This window comes from Vibrio profundi, from assembly GCF_043642225.1.
Taxonomy (GTDB): domain Bacteria; phylum Pseudomonadota; class Gammaproteobacteria; order Enterobacterales; family Vibrionaceae; genus Vibrio; species Vibrio profundi_A.
This window is the reverse complement of record NZ_JBHZSF010000013.1, coordinates 124,229-138,725: the sequence shown is the minus strand read 5'-3', so window position 1 is coordinate 138,725 and position 14,497 is coordinate 124,229. Positions and strand designations below refer to the sequence as shown.

Genomic DNA, 14,497 nt, shown 5'->3' with positions numbered 1-14,497 from the left:
GGAGTACGTATGCATTTATTTCGACTGATATTTACTATAGCCATTGTCGCTTTATTTAGCCGTTTCGTTATCGCTAGTCCAACATTGGTTTCAACCCTTTCTGATACGGGTTCAAATGACTTCTCTGACTTTGGGAATAGTGTGGCGATTTACCAAGACTCGATACTAATTGGCGCACCCGGCAACTCCAGTGATACTAGCGAAGCTTGTATTTTCGCCTATTCCAACTAGCAATGGACCATAAGCACCTGTCTAGATTTCAGTTCAAACGAAAGTGCAACCATTAAACAATTTGGTTACTCCATCGCTCTATCCGATTCCATTGCACTTCCCTAACTTTAAGCCCACCAAAAAGGCATCACGTCGGCAGTTCGGTTCAATTGATGAAGATAGCGAATCCACAAATGATCGTTATTATCAATCCAAAGACAATTTACCGTGGGCAATGAAAATGCCATCGAAATGGCACCACCCTAAAGAGAGAGTCGACCTTTCCAACAGCTACCCTGATATTTTGAACTGGGCATCAAGAAAAGGTAAATCCAATAAGAACTGGTACAAAAGTAAAAGAAAATCTCAGTTTGTATTTGATGATGTTAGTGATTTGTAGGTGATGAATAGACGCTAGAACCAGTCAAATTGAAGATAGTGGACTTGGCGGCTTTCATAGTGATTATCAAATTAGGAATAGAATCACAGGGGTCGTCATTTCATCGATAATTCAATGATTTAGAAAACAAGAAAAGTGGCACAGCTTATGCTCCTTTAACTATAAGTTTCAATGTATAACTTCTGAATTTTAGAAGTACCCGAGTTAACAAGGAGCACGTTATGATTTTAGCGAGCAACCACACCATAGAACAAATTACCTATATCAATTTAGATACAGATCTAGACACTGTTGAATGTGAGCAACAAGAGACGGAACACCGCACTTCAAACGAACACGACTATGACGGGTGTGAATATTTAGGTATTGGCGAGTTCTAATCAGTGAGCACGCAGAACAGAGCCTAACGGACGATTCCGGGTACGTTCGAATCCAAAGAGTGCCACGGTCACATAAGATCTCGAGCTAAAGTCTCGAGATCTTTCAATTCACCCTGATAGTGTGCCCATTGCTTATCCGTGGCGACGTCCAATAACAAGACGATTTTTTCACTAGAAATAAGCATATTTTTTTCAATCTGCTGGCTAAGTTTCTCTGAATAAAAACTTTCCGGTTCGAGCAACAGTGCCATTAGCGTTTTTTGAAAATACCCGGTGTCTGATTTTTTCTCGAAAAGGCGTTCTAAAGTCTGCAAAATTCGCGTTTGGTAACTACGCCATTCAGGGGTCGTAATTTCCATTTCATTTGCCCAGTTGTTCACTATCTTTTGCTGCTTTGGAGTAATCGAACCAAACCATTTATCAAGGCCCACCCCTATTTTTTCTGCATACAATTCTCTTGTTTCCTGGTCGTTCAAACCAAGATACTTATCCAAATATTTGCTTTGTTCTTCATTAAAGTTTTCAAGAAACTCTTGCTCTTGTTCAGACGTGGCTTGTATCGCCAACGAATACACATCTGGTGCGGCTTGAGCAATAATCGCTTTGATTTGTTGTTTAATACTCTTTCGTTGCGCAAGAATGAAGTCGGCGGTGAGATCCGATTTAGGCATATTGCGCAGGGTTTCTATTTGCTCAACATAACTAGGGAGCTCTGTTTGGCGATGCCATTTTGCTAAAGCCTGAAGGCGATATTCTAGAATAGACTCTTGATCATTCGTTAAAGTAACGTAATCGTCCACGTACTCCAAAACCAGCCAATCGAGGTTGTTGTAAACGAATTTCGCCCCACATCCCGACAAACTTAGCAATAGAATAACAACAGAAAATGGCTTCCAACCTAGCATGAACACCTCCATGTAAACTCTATTAATAGTATAGGGCTGACTTCGCTAACCGGTTTAGTGATTCAGTGACAATTGACCGAAAAATCAGTTTTGGTTCAAGTTTTATCCATGTCACTCTTCTCGTACCCGTAATATCCGATATCTTGTGCTTCACTTTCATCAAATACGCATTGAGACCATGAATATCAGTCCAGAGAGCCTACTCGCTGCAATTAGGGAACGTATTAAACAAAAAGGAATATGCTATTCAGCACTTTCAGAGAAGTCTGGTATTCCTTTGTCTTCGATAAAAAGGCATTTGCGAAACCCTAGTTTAGGGTTAGACAAGATCATGCTCTATTCTTCATGTATCGATACGGCTTTGCCTGAATTAATTGCACTGGCAGAAAAACTCGAGCAACAAAATTGGAAGCCAATTCGCGACGACTACAGCGACGTATTTTACGAACACCCCTACTTGCTTGATTTCCTCTATATGATCACTTCACTCGCGATGGACATTGAAGAAATTCGTGAGCTACACAACCTTACCGATAAAAGTATCAATTTCTACATCTATACTTTAGAGCAGATGGGCTATATTGAAGTTATAAGCGGTACCGATATTAAATTTCAGCAAGGGCGCCGCTTTGTGATGGAAGAAGGTACTAAGCTCGATTCGATGTACAAAACTAAGTTTAAAGCCATCACAGTCGATTCTGAAGAATTGCCTAACGTGTGCATGGCTCGGATCCCTTTAACACAAGAGCAAGTGTCTAGCTTAGAGGAAGAACTGTATCAAAGGGCGATTGAATTCAGCGCGATGAACCAACACCCAAAACAAGTCGCTGAATTAAAAAATATCATGTTGAGTGTCACCCAAGGTCGACACATTCGACTTTCAGAAACCTTACCCAATATCGACGGAAGTGTTTTAAAGAAAGTATCGAGTTTAAAAGAAAAACAATAAACCTGTTCGAATTATTATTTAATTACATGCGCAAACTCTGGGGAGACTATATGGCTGCACTATCTCCGTTAGATGAAAATAGAGAATTTGAATGCTGTTACTTTGAAGATAACGAATTGAAGGTTGTCTCGGTTGTTGCAGCGACTAAGCGACAAGCTTTAGAAATGTATGTTGAGCAAGGAAAACGGCTCAATGATTTATATTCAATCAGACCTGATTATTGACAAATAGCAGTACAGCTTTCGTGCTGTACTGCTTAATCTTAGCGGCTTACTTCAGGATACGAGCACGGAATTGACGACCTTTCATTTTCCCTGCTTCTATCTTTTTAAGTGCTTTCTTTGCTACTGATTTTTCTACAGCAACATAAGCGCGCATAGCGAATAAGTTAATCTTACCCACTGACTTGCCATCAATACCGCCTTGACCAGTTAACGCACCCAAAATATCACCAGCACGTACTTTTGCTTTCTTACCACCATCAATTTGAATCGTCGCCATACGCGATTGGTAAGGTTGAGCCGTTGGTTTGCTCGGCAAATCAGATGGCTCAATTGGCATATCCATGTATTCGTCAATTTGTGCAACACGGTACATTTCTTTTTCACTAAAGAAACTACATGCCACACCTTTGCTGCCCGCTCGACCAGTACGGCCGATACGGTGAACATGCACTTCAGGATCGCGTGACAACTCAAAGTTGAACACGGCGTCTAGGTTATCAACGTCAAGGCCACGAGCAGCAACATCCGTCGCCACTAAAATCGAAACACTCTTATTCGAGAATTGAACTAAGGCCTGATCACGTTCTCTTTGTTCCATATCACCGTGTAATTCGATGACGCTAAAGCCACGGTGATGAAGTTCATCCGTTACGTTTTGAACTTCTTTCTTCGTGTTACAGAATACAACGGCAGATTCAGGTTGGTGATGAAGAAGCAGTAATTCTAACGCATCATCACGCGCTTCGGTGCCTTCTAACTTATAGAAGTGCTGCTGAATGCTAGAGTGATCATGAGTCGATTCTACTTTTACCATTTCTGGCTGCTTCATAATGCGGTCGGCAATCGATTTAATGCTCTTCGGGAATGTCGCACTAAACAATAGAGTTTGACGATCTTTTGGTGCTTCGTTAATTACCGCATCTAACGCATCTTGGAAGCCCATATCTAGCATTCGATCTGCTTCATCCAGTACTAATGTGTTCAGCTCAGATAAATCAATACGGCCTTTTTCTAAGTGATCCAAAATGCGACCAGGCGTACCCACTAGAATATGAGCGCCGTGCTCTAAAGAACCAATCTGTGGCCCCATTGGCATACCACCACATAACGTAAGTACTTTGATGTTATGGATACCACGACCAAGCGTTCGAATCTCTTTCGCCACTTGATCGGCTAGTTCACGAGTTGGACACAATACTAACGATTGCACTCTAAAACGTTTCACTCGAAGATTCTGCAAAACCCCTAAGCCAAACGCCGCAGTTTTACCAGAACCTGTTTTACCCTGACCGATCACATCCTTACCTTCAAGAATGGTAGGAAGACTCAACGCTTGGATTGGAGTCATTTGGGTATAACCTAAAGTATCCAGATTCGATAGAAGTTCTGGTTTTAGGTTAATCGAAGAAAATTTAGTAGTGCTCACAGGAAATTCCCGAAAAGTAAAAGACAGAGCGCATTATGGTTGTTTTAAAAAAAATTACCACTTCAATCTCGAACTAACCGAACTTGTATTTCTCCACCGTTACTTTCGAGATGGACAACAGGAAATCGTTGCCCATTTACTTTCCAGCGACTCTTCACATAAGTCCAGTTTGGGTAGCGATTTATAAAAGTCACCAATTCCTTATCTACCTCTACCCGCTCTTCGTTTGTAGCGTTCATTAAACGTTTTTCGACATTAAATTCATTACCATCAATGTCGAATGACGCGAGCTGAAAGCCATCTTTACGTAAATTGAGCTGAAGTTCGGAGTATACGTGATTTGAAAAGTCCGCGTTCATCACTACACGGCTAACGTCACTACCTTCTACCAAGACTTCCAAAAATACACGAGTTCGATAATAAGAAATCTCATCACTACACAAGGTATACGTTTCAACTCCACATTCGAACAGATCGGCATCATTAACGTATTGCGTTGCACTAGGCTTTTGAGGAGAAGTATTAAACAGTTCCCGTAAGAACCACGGTTCTTTGGCCGTCACAGAGGCAGAGTGAACAAAACAAAGCAGTGACGTGATTAGGCGAATAACTAAAGACATGAAAAACGCATAGGAAAGTGGGTATGGTTCATTGTAACGCTTGAACGATGATTTCTATAGAAGCGAATTTACAAAAAAAAACGGGCATACATGCCCGCTAGAAATCTAAAGCCTGAATAACATAATCCGTTACGTTAAGAACCATTACGTGGCGTACTTTAACATCATGTCACCCACCAATCAATACGTCGTACCATTTATATCCACCTTCTATAATTGGTTCGGCTAAGGAAAGTCTGACTTTATTTCTATGAATGGCTTCTTCAGGCAAGCTAATGAATCCAAATTGGTTGAATACGTCTTGGTGTACCGCCAAAATAACACCATTGTAATCACACGGTAAATATTCGTTTACATATTGAACGTCGCCTTGTTGGAGCGTAGTGATTCTTATTACTGTGATGTGTGAGATACTCTCTTTGTTATCGGTAACCATTTAAAAGGAACAAGATGTCTGCTACCGCTTTTCTCAATGAATTAAATCAACGCTACCTTTCTATCCACCGCAACAAAGAAGACTTCTTCTGGGAAACGTACATGGGTATCAGCGATGACCACGCAGGTTCTACTGAAGCACAAACAAAATGGAACGATTTTCTAAGTGCATCCTCTCAAATCACTGACATCAGACAGCAGCTAGAGGCGGCTGAGTTGATCTCAGACCCTCAAGAAAAGTCTAAAACCATTACCGGGCTAGAAGGTTGGTTGGCGACGTTTCAAGCTCATGCGATTGAATCAGAGGAATCTCAGCTTCTAAAAACAGAACTCATTAAGTTCGAAGCAGAGCTATTCGAAAAGAAACAAAATCACATCATGACTTACTCCAATGAGGAAGGTCAGCAAGTCGAAGGTTCATTGCCTGTATTAGCTGCAGCAGTGCGCACAAATGAAAGTGAAGAAGTGCGTCAGTCTGCACACCAAGCTTTCTTAGACTTAGAACAATGGCTGCTACAAAACGGTTTCTTAGAGCTAGTCAAGCGTCGTAACGAGTTTGCAAGGTCTCTAGGCTTTAATACTTTCTTTGACTATTCGATTGTTAAGACTGAACAAATGACAACAGAGCAGCTGTTTTCTATTCTTGACGACTTCGAAGCTCAGACCAAAAACAGCCATCAAAAGAGTTTAGATCAGTTAGCGAAGCAAAAAGGGGCTAACGCATTATCCGCGCACAACTTTATCTTCTCGTTTTCTGGTGATGTCATGCGAGATTTAGATGCGTATGTACCTTTTTCTAAATCTCTGCGTCGCTGGGTTGAGTCTTTCGGACGTCTAAACATTGAATATTCAGGCGCAGAACTCACGCTGGATCTGTTGGACCGAAAAGGCAAATACCCGAACGGTTTTTGTCATGGCCCTATTCCATCTTTTTACGATCAAGATAAATGGATTCCGGCTAAAGTAAACTTCACCAGCAACGCCAAACCAGACCAAGTCGGTAGTGGGTATTCCGGTATCAATACCTTGTTCCATGAAGGTGGTCATGCCGCTCATTTTGCCAACGTTAAAATGAACGCGCCTTGCTTCTCTCAGGAATTCGCACCGACCTCAATGGCTTATGCAGAGACTCAATCAATGTTCTGTGACAGCCTACTCACCGATGCTGATTGGCTAAAGCAATATGCATTGAATGCTGAAGGACAACCTGTTCCTGATGAAATCATCAAAGCGATGATTGAAAGCAAACAACCATTCAAAGCTTACGGTGAGCGTAGCATCCTTGTGGTTCCTTATTTCGAACGTGCACTTTACGCGTTGAGTGATGACGAGCTAACACCAGAGCGCGTTACAAAACTCGCCCGTGACACAGAAAAACAAATTCTGGGACTAGAATGTAGCCCGCGTCCACTGATGGCGATTCCACACTTACTGTCAGATGAAGCTGCATGCGCTTACCAAGGCTACTTACTGGCTCATATGGCGGTTTATCAAACACGTGCTTATTTCACAGAGAAGTTTGGCTACCTAACAGACAACCCGGAGATTGGCCCTTTACTTGCTGAGCATTACTGGAACAAAGGTAATAGTGTTAACCATAACGGTACTATTGAAGCATTAACTGGCGAAGGCTTTAACGCTAAATACCTTGCTGATTCATGTAACTTATCTGTTGAAGAAGCATGGGCTGGTGAGCAAAAGAAAATTGAAGGCTTAAAGACCCGAACACAAGCTAAAGTTTCATCGCTCAATGCCACAATTGTGGTTGTCGACGGCAGTAATGAATTAGCGTCGAACAAAGAGTCTAATGAAGTAATGTGCGATCAATTCGAACAGTACATCGAGAAAACTTACGGTCGTTAATTCTATCGACACACGGTTTAACTCATATTCAGTTAACTTGCGTTAGTTGAGTACTTAATAAAGCCCGCGAAATGCGGGCTTTAATTCTCTATATCTTCATATCTCTCTAGTTTTTTGCACAAGCAGCCTACTCAAGCGGAATCATTTGAATGAGAAAGTGAGGCCGTTAAATTATAAGTCAGGGCCGGGTTGATCAACTTTGGATTCGCCAGTTGTTCGTCGCGTTCTTCACGATGCTTAACGAACTCTTTTTCAGAAGTCCCTTCTCTGATGAAGTCATTTTCATGCTTTTCCTCACCAATCGTTGTCATATGAATCAATTCGTCCGCAGTTTTAGGATAGTTATGACAAAGGTAAACTTTGGTATCGTCGTCCATATCATAGAGCTTAGAGAGCGAATGAAACATCTGTTTTGCGCTCCCTCCGGGGAAGTCCGCTCTACCAGTTCCATGGTGAAACAATGAATCACCAACAAATATCGCATCACCGACTTTATAAGTTAAATCAGCGGGTGTATGGCCCGGAGTATTAATTACTTCCAAATCTGATTCCCCAAAGCCTAAATGTTCGTGTTCCAACAGATAGTTTTCAAACTCGAACATCTCCTTTAACGCTAAGTCGTCTTTCCAAGTTGAGTACACATCTTTCACTGCGTCCGACACATGGATGGGAGCCCCGAGCTTTTCACTTAGAAAAAAAGCGCCAGTTAAATGATCGGCATGAATATGCGTTTCTAAAATTGCGGTAACTGAAAACTCATTTTTCTCTACATAGTCGAGGATCATTTGGGATGATTGAAACGTCACCTCTCCCGTTACTTCATTGTAATCGGCTACTGGGTCAATGATGATCGTTTCCTTAGACGCAATGTCTGAAACAACATAGCTGATCGTTCCAGACACCGGATGGTAGAAATGCTGTACTTTTTGTTTTGCCATAGCTCCCCCTTTCACGAATAGGCTTAACCGCCCTTCGATCATTTGCTATCAATACAACTATAAGTAGTTTAGTTGCCATCACCACCCCCGCAAATCTGAACGCTAAAATAAGTGAAATCTTTTTAAGAACCAGAGTTCACGAAAAGCTATATCCGTTGATTGAAGAAAGCCTTCAAACATAAAGAGCCAATCACACTAGATGGCGATCCTATTTCGTGACTAATCACGAGAATAACTAACTAGTATCATTATGTTATTGATAGTGAGGAAATAAATTCATACGATAATAAATAAGAACTCAAGGATGAGAGCTGGTTAAACATGTCTAAAAATAAATGGATTTCCCTAGCAATAATTCCAATCTCATCAGGTGCTATTGCCGGTACATGGGAAGTAGAAGTCGGTGCGTTCTTTTCAAAGACAGACACCAAAATTAACGCTCAAGACCCATATTTAAATACCAAACGTACGATCGACTTTGAATCAGACTTGGAATTGAAAGATAACGCTCTACTCCCATATTTGGAAATAGAGTATTACTTTAACAAGAAACATAATGTGTTCTTCGATTGGCGTAGCTTACATCGCGAAGCCACGCGTTCACGTGTTACTAAGCCCTTCGAGGTTGACCTCGACGGTGAAACATACGTTATCCAAGCTGGTGCTCAACTTACGACTAAACTCAATGTGGACATTGCACGTGTTGGCTATGGCTATCAGTTTTATAAAAACGATGACTTATCGGTGGATGCCTTGGCGGGATTCCACATCATGTGGTTAACATTAGGTTTTGCTGGCGATATTGGAATTAGAATTAACGATAACCAACTTCCAGCCGCTTCTGCAGAAGACAGTGTCGTTAGTGATGTTACTGCCCCGCTTCCCGATTTTGGACTTCGAGCAGAATACAAGCTCAACGATGATTGGATGCTAAAAGCACACACTCAAGCTTTCTACTTAGGGATGGATGATTTTGAGGGCTGGCTGTATGAGATTGATTTTGGCGCTAAATATAAAATCACTGAAAACTTGATGATTGCTGGCTCATTTAATTACTATGAGCTAGGAGTGGATTATGATGACGGCCGAACGGACGTTGATGTGACCTACAAATTCTATGGCCCGATGGTGACCCTTGGCTATCAGTTTTAGCCTGACCGATAGCCTGCAACAAATGAGTAATAGAGAGTTAGCCTAAACTGTCGCAAGAAACCCAGTATCTTGCGATTGGCCCTTGGAATACTTTCCCCTCAATTACTTTTTCTAGGACTCCACCATTAGCTTCAATCACTTTTCTTGACGCAATATTATCTTCGTCAGCCGTGATCAGCACTTTATCTAAACCAAGTTTCTTAGCTTCGTTAAGGGCAAGCCGGAGCATTAATGTCCCATATCCATTCCCTCGATAAGCAGGAGCAATGTCATACCCAATATGGCCCGCTTCCAATGATAAAAATTCGTTATCAATTCGGTGTCGAATACGAATGATCCCTGCAACTTCCGCTTGTTCTGTGATCAACCAAAAGTGGTGACAAGGCACGTAAAATTTGGGCAGATTAATTCCTTTTGACTGGTCATTCAGTGTGGATACGTAGTGGCTAAAGCACACCCCAGCTTCCGAATAAAACTCGGCATTTTCTGGATCATTTTTTTGAAAATCATCCAGTAGTGTCATAAACGATTGTTTAAATTGTTCTGTAGGAGAAGCTAAATACATATGACGACGTCCGATTAAGTGCTTAGTCATACCATAACATCAGTTCAGGCGTCCGTTATCCTAATTTATTAACTCAACGCCAAAATATTGATTTAAAACCAAAATTCCCTCAAGAGTTCTTGAGGGACTTTAAAGTACTATTCAACTCAGAGCGCAATCAATCATTAAAACTTACGAGTTCATTTCCACCCTGCTCATTATTACTGAAGGCCTCGATATTATTTAACGTTGTCGATGCGATGTTATTTAACGCGTCTTTGGTCAAAAAAGCTTGGTGACCAGTAAATAGCACATTGTGACACGCAGAGAGTCGTCGGAAGACATCATCCACAATCACATCGTTTGATTTGTCTTGAAAGAAGAGTTCTTTTTCATTGTCATATACATCGAGCCCTAGCGCTCCAATTTTCCCTTTCTTCAAAAACTCGATGGCCGCTGTCGAATCCAATAACTCTCCACGGCTCGTATTCACAATCATCACACCATCTTTCATTTTGTTAAAAGCGGTTTCATCAAGTAAGTGATGGTTCTCTTTGCTCATTGGGCAGTGTAATGAGATGACGTCAGAACGGCGGTACAATTCATCTAAATCGCAATATTCTGCACCCAACTCGATAGCAAGTGGGTTTGGGTAAGGGTCATAACACAAAATGTGCATACCGAGACCTTTTAGGATGCGCATCGTAGCAATACCGATTTTTCCAGATCCAATCACACCGACGGTTTTGCCATGGAAGTTGAACCCAACTAACCCTTCTAATGAAAAGTTGGCATCTCGTGTTCGTTGATAAGCTTTATGAAGTTTACGGTTTAGGCACATCATCATACCGACCGTATGTTCAGCCACAGATTCAGGTGAATAAGCAGGAACACGAACCACTTGAATACCTAGCTGTTTAGCCGCTTCAAGGTCGACCTTATCGAAACCTGCACATCGCATCGCGATAAGACGAGTTCCACCACGAGCCAGTTTTTCCAGTACAGGTTGTGATAGGTCATCATTCACAAACGCGCAGACAACTTCACATTGATAAGCCATTTTGGCCGTTTTTCGAGTCAATCTAAAATCGTGAAAATGGAACTCTGCCTTTAGGTTTCCTTTGGCATTCGTGAACGACTTTTCGTCGTAAGATTTTGAGCTAAAAAAAGCAATATTGAGCATAATGTCCTCTCTTTATATGGAGGTTTAATACGGATAAAAGCTATCCATTTCTTTAAGTTTCAGTGTGCAAGAGTCCCTAAATAAAGTCCATTTGATTAGACGTCGAATTGGTTAACAAACATACACTCAGTCCATTATTTTCCATGATATGAGTGAATGCCCTTATTAGCTTAACGGGCATTAAACATTTTCTTTGATTGTGTATCTTTGTGTGACCAAAAATTGATATTGAACTGAGCATCTTCACTAAGTTCTACACGGTGCCAATATTGAGGAGGGCTCGTCGCAAACTCCCCAGCATTAATGACAAGGACCGACTCAGGCTCTGTTGCATCTGCATTTGTAAAGCCGTAGAAAGTGACTTGCCCCTCCATCACACATATTTGTCCAAATACTCCCTCTGCGGTGTTGTGATGATTTAGTAACGCAGCAGGAATATTATCTTTGGTAAAAAATGGCGTAGATCGCTGAATTCTCCAATCCGCAGGTATTCTTAAATGATTCATATTTCCCTCTCTTAATTTTAAAAATGTCTTTAAAACATGTCGTTAAATTTACCAGTAGTTCTCACTACTAAATTGACCAGGCTTTTTTCTTAAGTGTTTACTGAGCCCAAGCGCTTTAAGTGATTCGCTTGTGTCACGCACCATTCCCGGATTTCCGCACAAGAACACGAAAGAGCGCTCTTGATTGAAATCGAGTTTCGCTGCTCGTTGTAATTCACCGTTGAGTAGCAAGTCCGGGATTCTTCCACGTACAGTTCCGGCGACAAGTTCTCTAGAAACAATTGGCACATACTTGAGCTTCCCTTTGAAGTGATTAATCTGCTGTTGAATGCGTTCAGCGTAAGTCAGGTCTTTTTCCTGTCTGACTGCATGAACGAGCACAAGGTTATTGAAGCGCTGACTGCAAGTGAGTTCCTCTAATATTGCTAAGAATGGCCCAACCGCAGTCCCCGTAGAGAGCATCCATAAGTCATCGACATGATCGGGTACCTCGAGCAATGTCATGTAACCACTCGGCGTGTTTCCTACATAGATGTCATCACCAATGTTCAGCGCATGAAGCTTCGGCGATAACAGCCCTTGCTCGTCTTTAATCACAAGAAACTCAAGATCAGCCTCCGCACCATTGTTCTGAGGCGCATTTACCATTGAATATGCACGTCGAACGAATTCCTCACCGTCAAACAATGCTAGCTTGGTAAACTGACCGGCGACATATGGCGGAACTGACGCCCGAACATATAAAGTAAAAAGCTGTTCATTCCACTCCACTCTGTCAATGACCTTGCCCAAAGCCAAACCATGGGGGATATCTTTCATGTCGTTACCCTCTAATGATTACTGAATCATATCTTAATCTTAGCACTTACCATGCCAGTAATGGGAATCATTATCAAATAAGAGTTAACATCAAATTTCACAATCAGATATGTCAAATAGACTACCAACAATTCATGTCCATTTAACTCTATAGTGATATTTCAACTGTTTTCTCTGTATGGGAAGGGGAGCTGAGGTTTATTAAGAAAGGAAACAAAAACGGCTCGCATATGCGAGCCGAAAATAACAAACTATCGAGGAGTTATAGTTTATCGACGGTAGCGTAAACAGCAGCTAATGTATCGTGTCCGAAGTTAACACTTCTTTCCGGAGACCAACCGTAACGCTCATCTGCGCACGAAATATGATCTTTGAAAGGCATTTCAACCGTATAAGATAGGCATTTGAACTGCTCGCCGACCCAGTTCGAACCAACCGTTAAGTTTGCTTTACCCGGTTCGTCTTTGTCATAACCCACTTCATCTTGGAATTCTGGGGTGATCGTTAATAAAGCTTGTTTAAAGGTATTCTCGAGATCAGCTAAACGCTCATCATAAGATGGGATTCCCTCACTTCCTGCTACAAAGTTATATGGAATAGCTTCATCGCCATGGATGTCCAAGAACATGTCGACACCTGTCTCAAACATTTTTTCGCGAACGAGGAATACCTCGGGGCTTCGATCCATAGAAGGTGATTGCCATTCGCGGTTTAAGTTCGCACCAATCGCGTTATGTCGTAAATGGCCACGTATGCTGCCATCTGGGTTCATGTTTGGCACAACGTAAAAGGTCGCCTTATCTAGAATAGAACGACCAACCGTGTCTGTATCATCTAAAAGCCTTTGTAAAAAGCCTTCGATAAACCATTCAGCCATTGTTTCACCTGGGTGTTGACGGCCGATTACCCATATTTTCTTTTTAGTCGCGCACTGTTCTCCAATGGTCAATAAACTCATGTCATTGCCATCAAGGGTGACCCCTAGCGTATCAAGCCGACACTGACTATGGGTTTGTGCGGTATGCAATAAATCTTGGTGACGGTCATATGAGTAGGGTGCGAAGTAGGCAAAGTACATCGAGCGATATTCTGGTTCAGCGGTAAAAGTCAGGTTATCGCCGTCGAAGTTAGCCGGAATACGGAACCACTCTTCACGATCGTAAGAGGCCACAACATCATAATCAGTCCAGCCCTCTGGATACGCTGAATTTGCTAAACCTGATATCGTAAATTCATGTTGGAGAGAAGGTTCTGATTCCAAACGAAAATGGAACCATTGAGCAGTTTCAGTTTGATTATCTGCTGGGATTGTTAGTTGGATGTTCTTAGGGTCATCTGCTGAGACTACGTGAATGCTAGCGCTTTCAAAGTTACTGAAAATTTTCATTGTTATTTTTGCTTTGTTTACTGTAAACCCAAAGACTAGCATGTCCTAAGACAAATCCTACCCTCCAACTTTCAATATTATGTTAATTATTATGTTCTTCGAATAACACCAACACCGCCTAGATAAATCGAAGCGGTTTCATTTAGCAAAGTTATTAATATTATCGTCAATCGTCGATGGTTTATACGGCAGTTATCAAGTAGTATGCCTCGACTTTCCACACTGTAGATTCCTATGACCATCAATATCGTCAACCTCCCAGCCAAACCCGAAATCACATGCTCGAACTGCCAAGCATGTTGCTGCCGTCTTGAGGTGATGCTAATTACCGATACAGGTGTTCCTGAAAAGTTCATACTACGCGACCACGACGGTGGCGAAGTAATGAATCGATTGGATGATGGTTGGTGCGCCGCTCTCGACAGAGACACTCTCATGTGTTCGATCTATGAAAATAGACCTTGGATATGCCGTGAGTTTGAAATGGGTTCATATTCCTGCGAAGAAGAGCGCATAGAAAACGGCCTAGATCGACCAGCCTAGTTAAAGCTCTTAT

At 41.8% G+C, this 14,497-nt stretch carries 18 protein-coding genes; 8 read left to right on the top strand and 10 right to left on the bottom strand.

Annotation, left to right across the window (positions count from 1 at the left end; genetic code table 11):
• Positions 1-9 precede the first annotated feature (9 nt).
• From ACHUFI_RS17930 to ACHUFI_RS17920, 3 genes are all read left to right on the top strand, one after another.
• Positions 10-231 (top strand): hypothetical protein, encoded by a 222-nt coding sequence (locus tag ACHUFI_RS17930; protein ID WP_394251592.1) that lies wholly within the window; start codon positions 10-12, stop codon positions 229-231.
• A 43-nt stretch (positions 232-274) separates the two neighbouring features.
• Entirely contained in the window at positions 275-610 is a 336-nt protein-coding gene (locus tag ACHUFI_RS17925; protein ID WP_394251590.1) for a DUF4842 domain-containing protein, read from the top strand.
• Positions 611-831: 221 nt separating this feature from the next.
• Positions 832-990, top strand: a complete 159-nt coding sequence (locus ACHUFI_RS17920) for a hypothetical protein (protein WP_394251588.1) — start codon at positions 832-834, stop codon at positions 988-990.
• Positions 991-1,058: 68 nt separating this feature from the next.
• On the opposite strand, the gene ACHUFI_RS17915 is transcribed toward ACHUFI_RS17920, so the two are convergent.
• Positions 1,059-1,895: a DUF6279 family lipoprotein gene (locus ACHUFI_RS17915; protein ID WP_394251586.1), complete on the bottom strand. Its 837-nt coding sequence runs from the start codon at positions 1,893-1,895 to the stop codon at positions 1,059-1,061.
• Positions 1,896-2,073: 178 nt separating this feature from the next.
• Between ACHUFI_RS17915 and ACHUFI_RS17910 the strand changes: the two genes are divergently transcribed.
• On the top strand, positions 2,074-2,844 hold the full coding sequence (locus ACHUFI_RS17910; RefSeq protein WP_394251584.1) for a transcriptional regulator: 771 nt from the start codon (positions 2,074-2,076) through the stop codon (positions 2,842-2,844).
• Between the two features lie 50 nt (positions 2,845-2,894).
• Positions 2,895-3,068, top strand: a complete 174-nt coding sequence (locus tag ACHUFI_RS17905) for an RNA helicase (protein WP_394251582.1) — start codon at positions 2,895-2,897, stop codon at positions 3,066-3,068.
• Between the two features lie 46 nt (positions 3,069-3,114).
• Here the strand turns inward: ACHUFI_RS17905 and dbpA are convergent, their stop codons facing one another.
• The 3 genes from dbpA to ACHUFI_RS17890 all read right to left on the bottom strand — a co-directional run bounded on the left by dbpA (position 3,115) and on the right by ACHUFI_RS17890 (position 5,550).
• Positions 3,115-4,494 carry an ATP-dependent RNA helicase DbpA gene (gene dbpA / locus ACHUFI_RS17900; RefSeq protein ID WP_394251580.1) on the bottom strand — a complete coding sequence of 460 codons (1,380 nt, stop codon included), beginning with the start codon at positions 4,492-4,494 and terminating at the stop codon, positions 3,115-3,117.
• Positions 4,495-4,556: 62 nt separating this feature from the next.
• Positions 4,557-5,114 carry a hypothetical protein gene (locus tag ACHUFI_RS17895; protein WP_394251578.1) on the bottom strand — a complete coding sequence of 186 codons (558 nt, stop codon included), beginning with the start codon at positions 5,112-5,114 and terminating at the stop codon, positions 4,557-4,559.
• Positions 5,115-5,283: 169 nt separating this feature from the next.
• Positions 5,284-5,550 carry a hypothetical protein gene (locus ACHUFI_RS17890; protein WP_394251653.1) on the bottom strand — a complete coding sequence of 89 codons (267 nt, stop codon included), beginning with the start codon at positions 5,548-5,550 and terminating at the stop codon, positions 5,284-5,286.
• Between the two features lie 14 nt (positions 5,551-5,564).
• Between ACHUFI_RS17890 and ACHUFI_RS17885 the strand changes: the two genes are divergently transcribed.
• On the top strand, positions 5,565-7,412 hold the full coding sequence (locus ACHUFI_RS17885) for a M3 family metallopeptidase (protein WP_394251576.1): 1,848 nt from the start codon (positions 5,565-5,567) through the stop codon (positions 7,410-7,412).
• A gap of 131 nt (positions 7,413-7,543) precedes the next feature.
• On the opposite strand, the gene ACHUFI_RS17880 is transcribed toward ACHUFI_RS17885, so the two are convergent.
• Positions 7,544-8,350, bottom strand: coding sequence for an MBL fold metallo-hydrolase (locus tag ACHUFI_RS17880; protein ID WP_394251574.1), 807 nt, complete (start codon positions 8,348-8,350; stop codon positions 7,544-7,546).
• A gap of 321 nt (positions 8,351-8,671) precedes the next feature.
• Between ACHUFI_RS17880 and ACHUFI_RS17875 the strand changes: the two genes are divergently transcribed.
• Positions 8,672-9,502, top strand: a complete 831-nt coding sequence (locus ACHUFI_RS17875) for a DUF481 domain-containing protein (protein WP_394251572.1) — start codon at positions 8,672-8,674, stop codon at positions 9,500-9,502.
• Positions 9,503-9,539: 37 nt separating this feature from the next.
• On the opposite strand, the gene ACHUFI_RS17870 is transcribed toward ACHUFI_RS17875, so the two are convergent.
• The 5 genes from ACHUFI_RS17870 to ACHUFI_RS17850 form a co-directional block, all read right to left on the bottom strand.
• Positions 9,540-10,067, bottom strand: a complete 528-nt coding sequence (locus tag ACHUFI_RS17870; RefSeq protein WP_394251651.1) for a GNAT family N-acetyltransferase — start codon at positions 10,065-10,067, stop codon at positions 9,540-9,542.
• 157 nt (positions 10,068-10,224) lie between these two features.
• Complete coding sequence (locus tag ACHUFI_RS17865; protein WP_394251571.1) at positions 10,225-11,229, bottom strand: 2-hydroxyacid dehydrogenase; 1,005 nt, start codon at positions 11,227-11,229, stop codon at positions 10,225-10,227.
• Between the two features lie 170 nt (positions 11,230-11,399).
• Complete coding sequence (locus ACHUFI_RS17860) at positions 11,400-11,735, bottom strand: TehB family protein (RefSeq protein ID WP_394251569.1); 336 nt, start codon at positions 11,733-11,735, stop codon at positions 11,400-11,402.
• Positions 11,736-11,783: 48 nt separating this feature from the next.
• Positions 11,784-12,554, bottom strand: coding sequence for a ferredoxin--NADP reductase (locus ACHUFI_RS17855; protein ID WP_394251566.1), 771 nt, complete (start codon positions 12,552-12,554; stop codon positions 11,784-11,786).
• Positions 12,555-12,816: 262 nt separating this feature from the next.
• On the bottom strand, positions 12,817-13,941 hold the full coding sequence (locus tag ACHUFI_RS17850; RefSeq protein WP_394251564.1) for a M14 family metallopeptidase: 1,125 nt from the start codon (positions 13,939-13,941) through the stop codon (positions 12,817-12,819).
• 234 nt (positions 13,942-14,175) lie between these two features.
• Between ACHUFI_RS17850 and ACHUFI_RS17845 the strand changes: the two genes are divergently transcribed.
• A complete protein-coding gene (locus tag ACHUFI_RS17845; RefSeq protein WP_394251562.1) occupies positions 14,176-14,484 on the top strand; it encodes a YkgJ family cysteine cluster protein in 309 nt (102 codons plus the stop codon).
• The last annotated feature ends 13 nt before the right edge of the window (positions 14,485-14,497 follow it).

Bases quoted from the DNA above. Each gene is read 5' to 3' on its own strand.
- ACHUFI_RS17920 (WP_394251588.1), top strand. From the start codon at position 832: ATGATTTTAGCGAGCAACCACACCATAGAACAAATTACCTATATCAAT.
- ACHUFI_RS17915 (WP_394251586.1), bottom strand. From the start codon at position 1,895: ATGCTAGGTTGGAAGCCATTTTCTGTTGTTATTCTATTGCTAAGTTTG.
- ACHUFI_RS17885 (WP_394251576.1), top strand. From the start codon at position 5,565: ATGTCTGCTACCGCTTTTCTCAATGAATTAAATCAACGCTACCTTTCT.
- ACHUFI_RS17870 (WP_394251651.1), bottom strand. From the start codon at position 10,067: ATGTATTTAGCTTCTCCTACAGAACAATTTAAACAATCGTTTATGACA.
- ACHUFI_RS17910 (WP_394251584.1), top strand. From the start codon at position 2,074: ATGAATATCAGTCCAGAGAGCCTACTCGCTGCAATTAGGGAACGTATT.
- ACHUFI_RS17930 (WP_394251592.1), top strand. From the start codon at position 10: ATGCATTTATTTCGACTGATATTTACTATAGCCATTGTCGCTTTATTT.
- ACHUFI_RS17850 (WP_394251564.1), bottom strand. From the start codon at position 13,941: ATGAAAATTTTCAGTAACTTTGAAAGCGCTAGCATTCACGTAGTCTCA.
- ACHUFI_RS17895 (WP_394251578.1), bottom strand. From the start codon at position 5,114: ATGTCTTTAGTTATTCGCCTAATCACGTCACTGCTTTGTTTTGTTCAC.
- ACHUFI_RS17860 (WP_394251569.1), bottom strand. From the start codon at position 11,735: ATGAATCATTTAAGAATACCTGCGGATTGGAGAATTCAGCGATCTACG.
- ACHUFI_RS17905 (WP_394251582.1), top strand. From the start codon at position 2,895: ATGGCTGCACTATCTCCGTTAGATGAAAATAGAGAATTTGAATGCTGT.
- ACHUFI_RS17845 (WP_394251562.1), top strand. From the start codon at position 14,176: ATGACCATCAATATCGTCAACCTCCCAGCCAAACCCGAAATCACATGC.
- ACHUFI_RS17890 (WP_394251653.1), bottom strand. From the start codon at position 5,550: ATGGTTACCGATAACAAAGAGAGTATCTCACACATCACAGTAATAAGA.
- ACHUFI_RS17880 (WP_394251574.1), bottom strand. From the start codon at position 8,350: ATGGCAAAACAAAAAGTACAGCATTTCTACCATCCGGTGTCTGGAACG.
- ACHUFI_RS17865 (WP_394251571.1), bottom strand. From the start codon at position 11,229: ATGCTCAATATTGCTTTTTTTAGCTCAAAATCTTACGACGAAAAGTCG.
- ACHUFI_RS17875 (WP_394251572.1), top strand. From the start codon at position 8,672: ATGTCTAAAAATAAATGGATTTCCCTAGCAATAATTCCAATCTCATCA.
- ACHUFI_RS17855 (WP_394251566.1), bottom strand. From the start codon at position 12,554: ATGAAAGATATCCCCCATGGTTTGGCTTTGGGCAAGGTCATTGACAGA.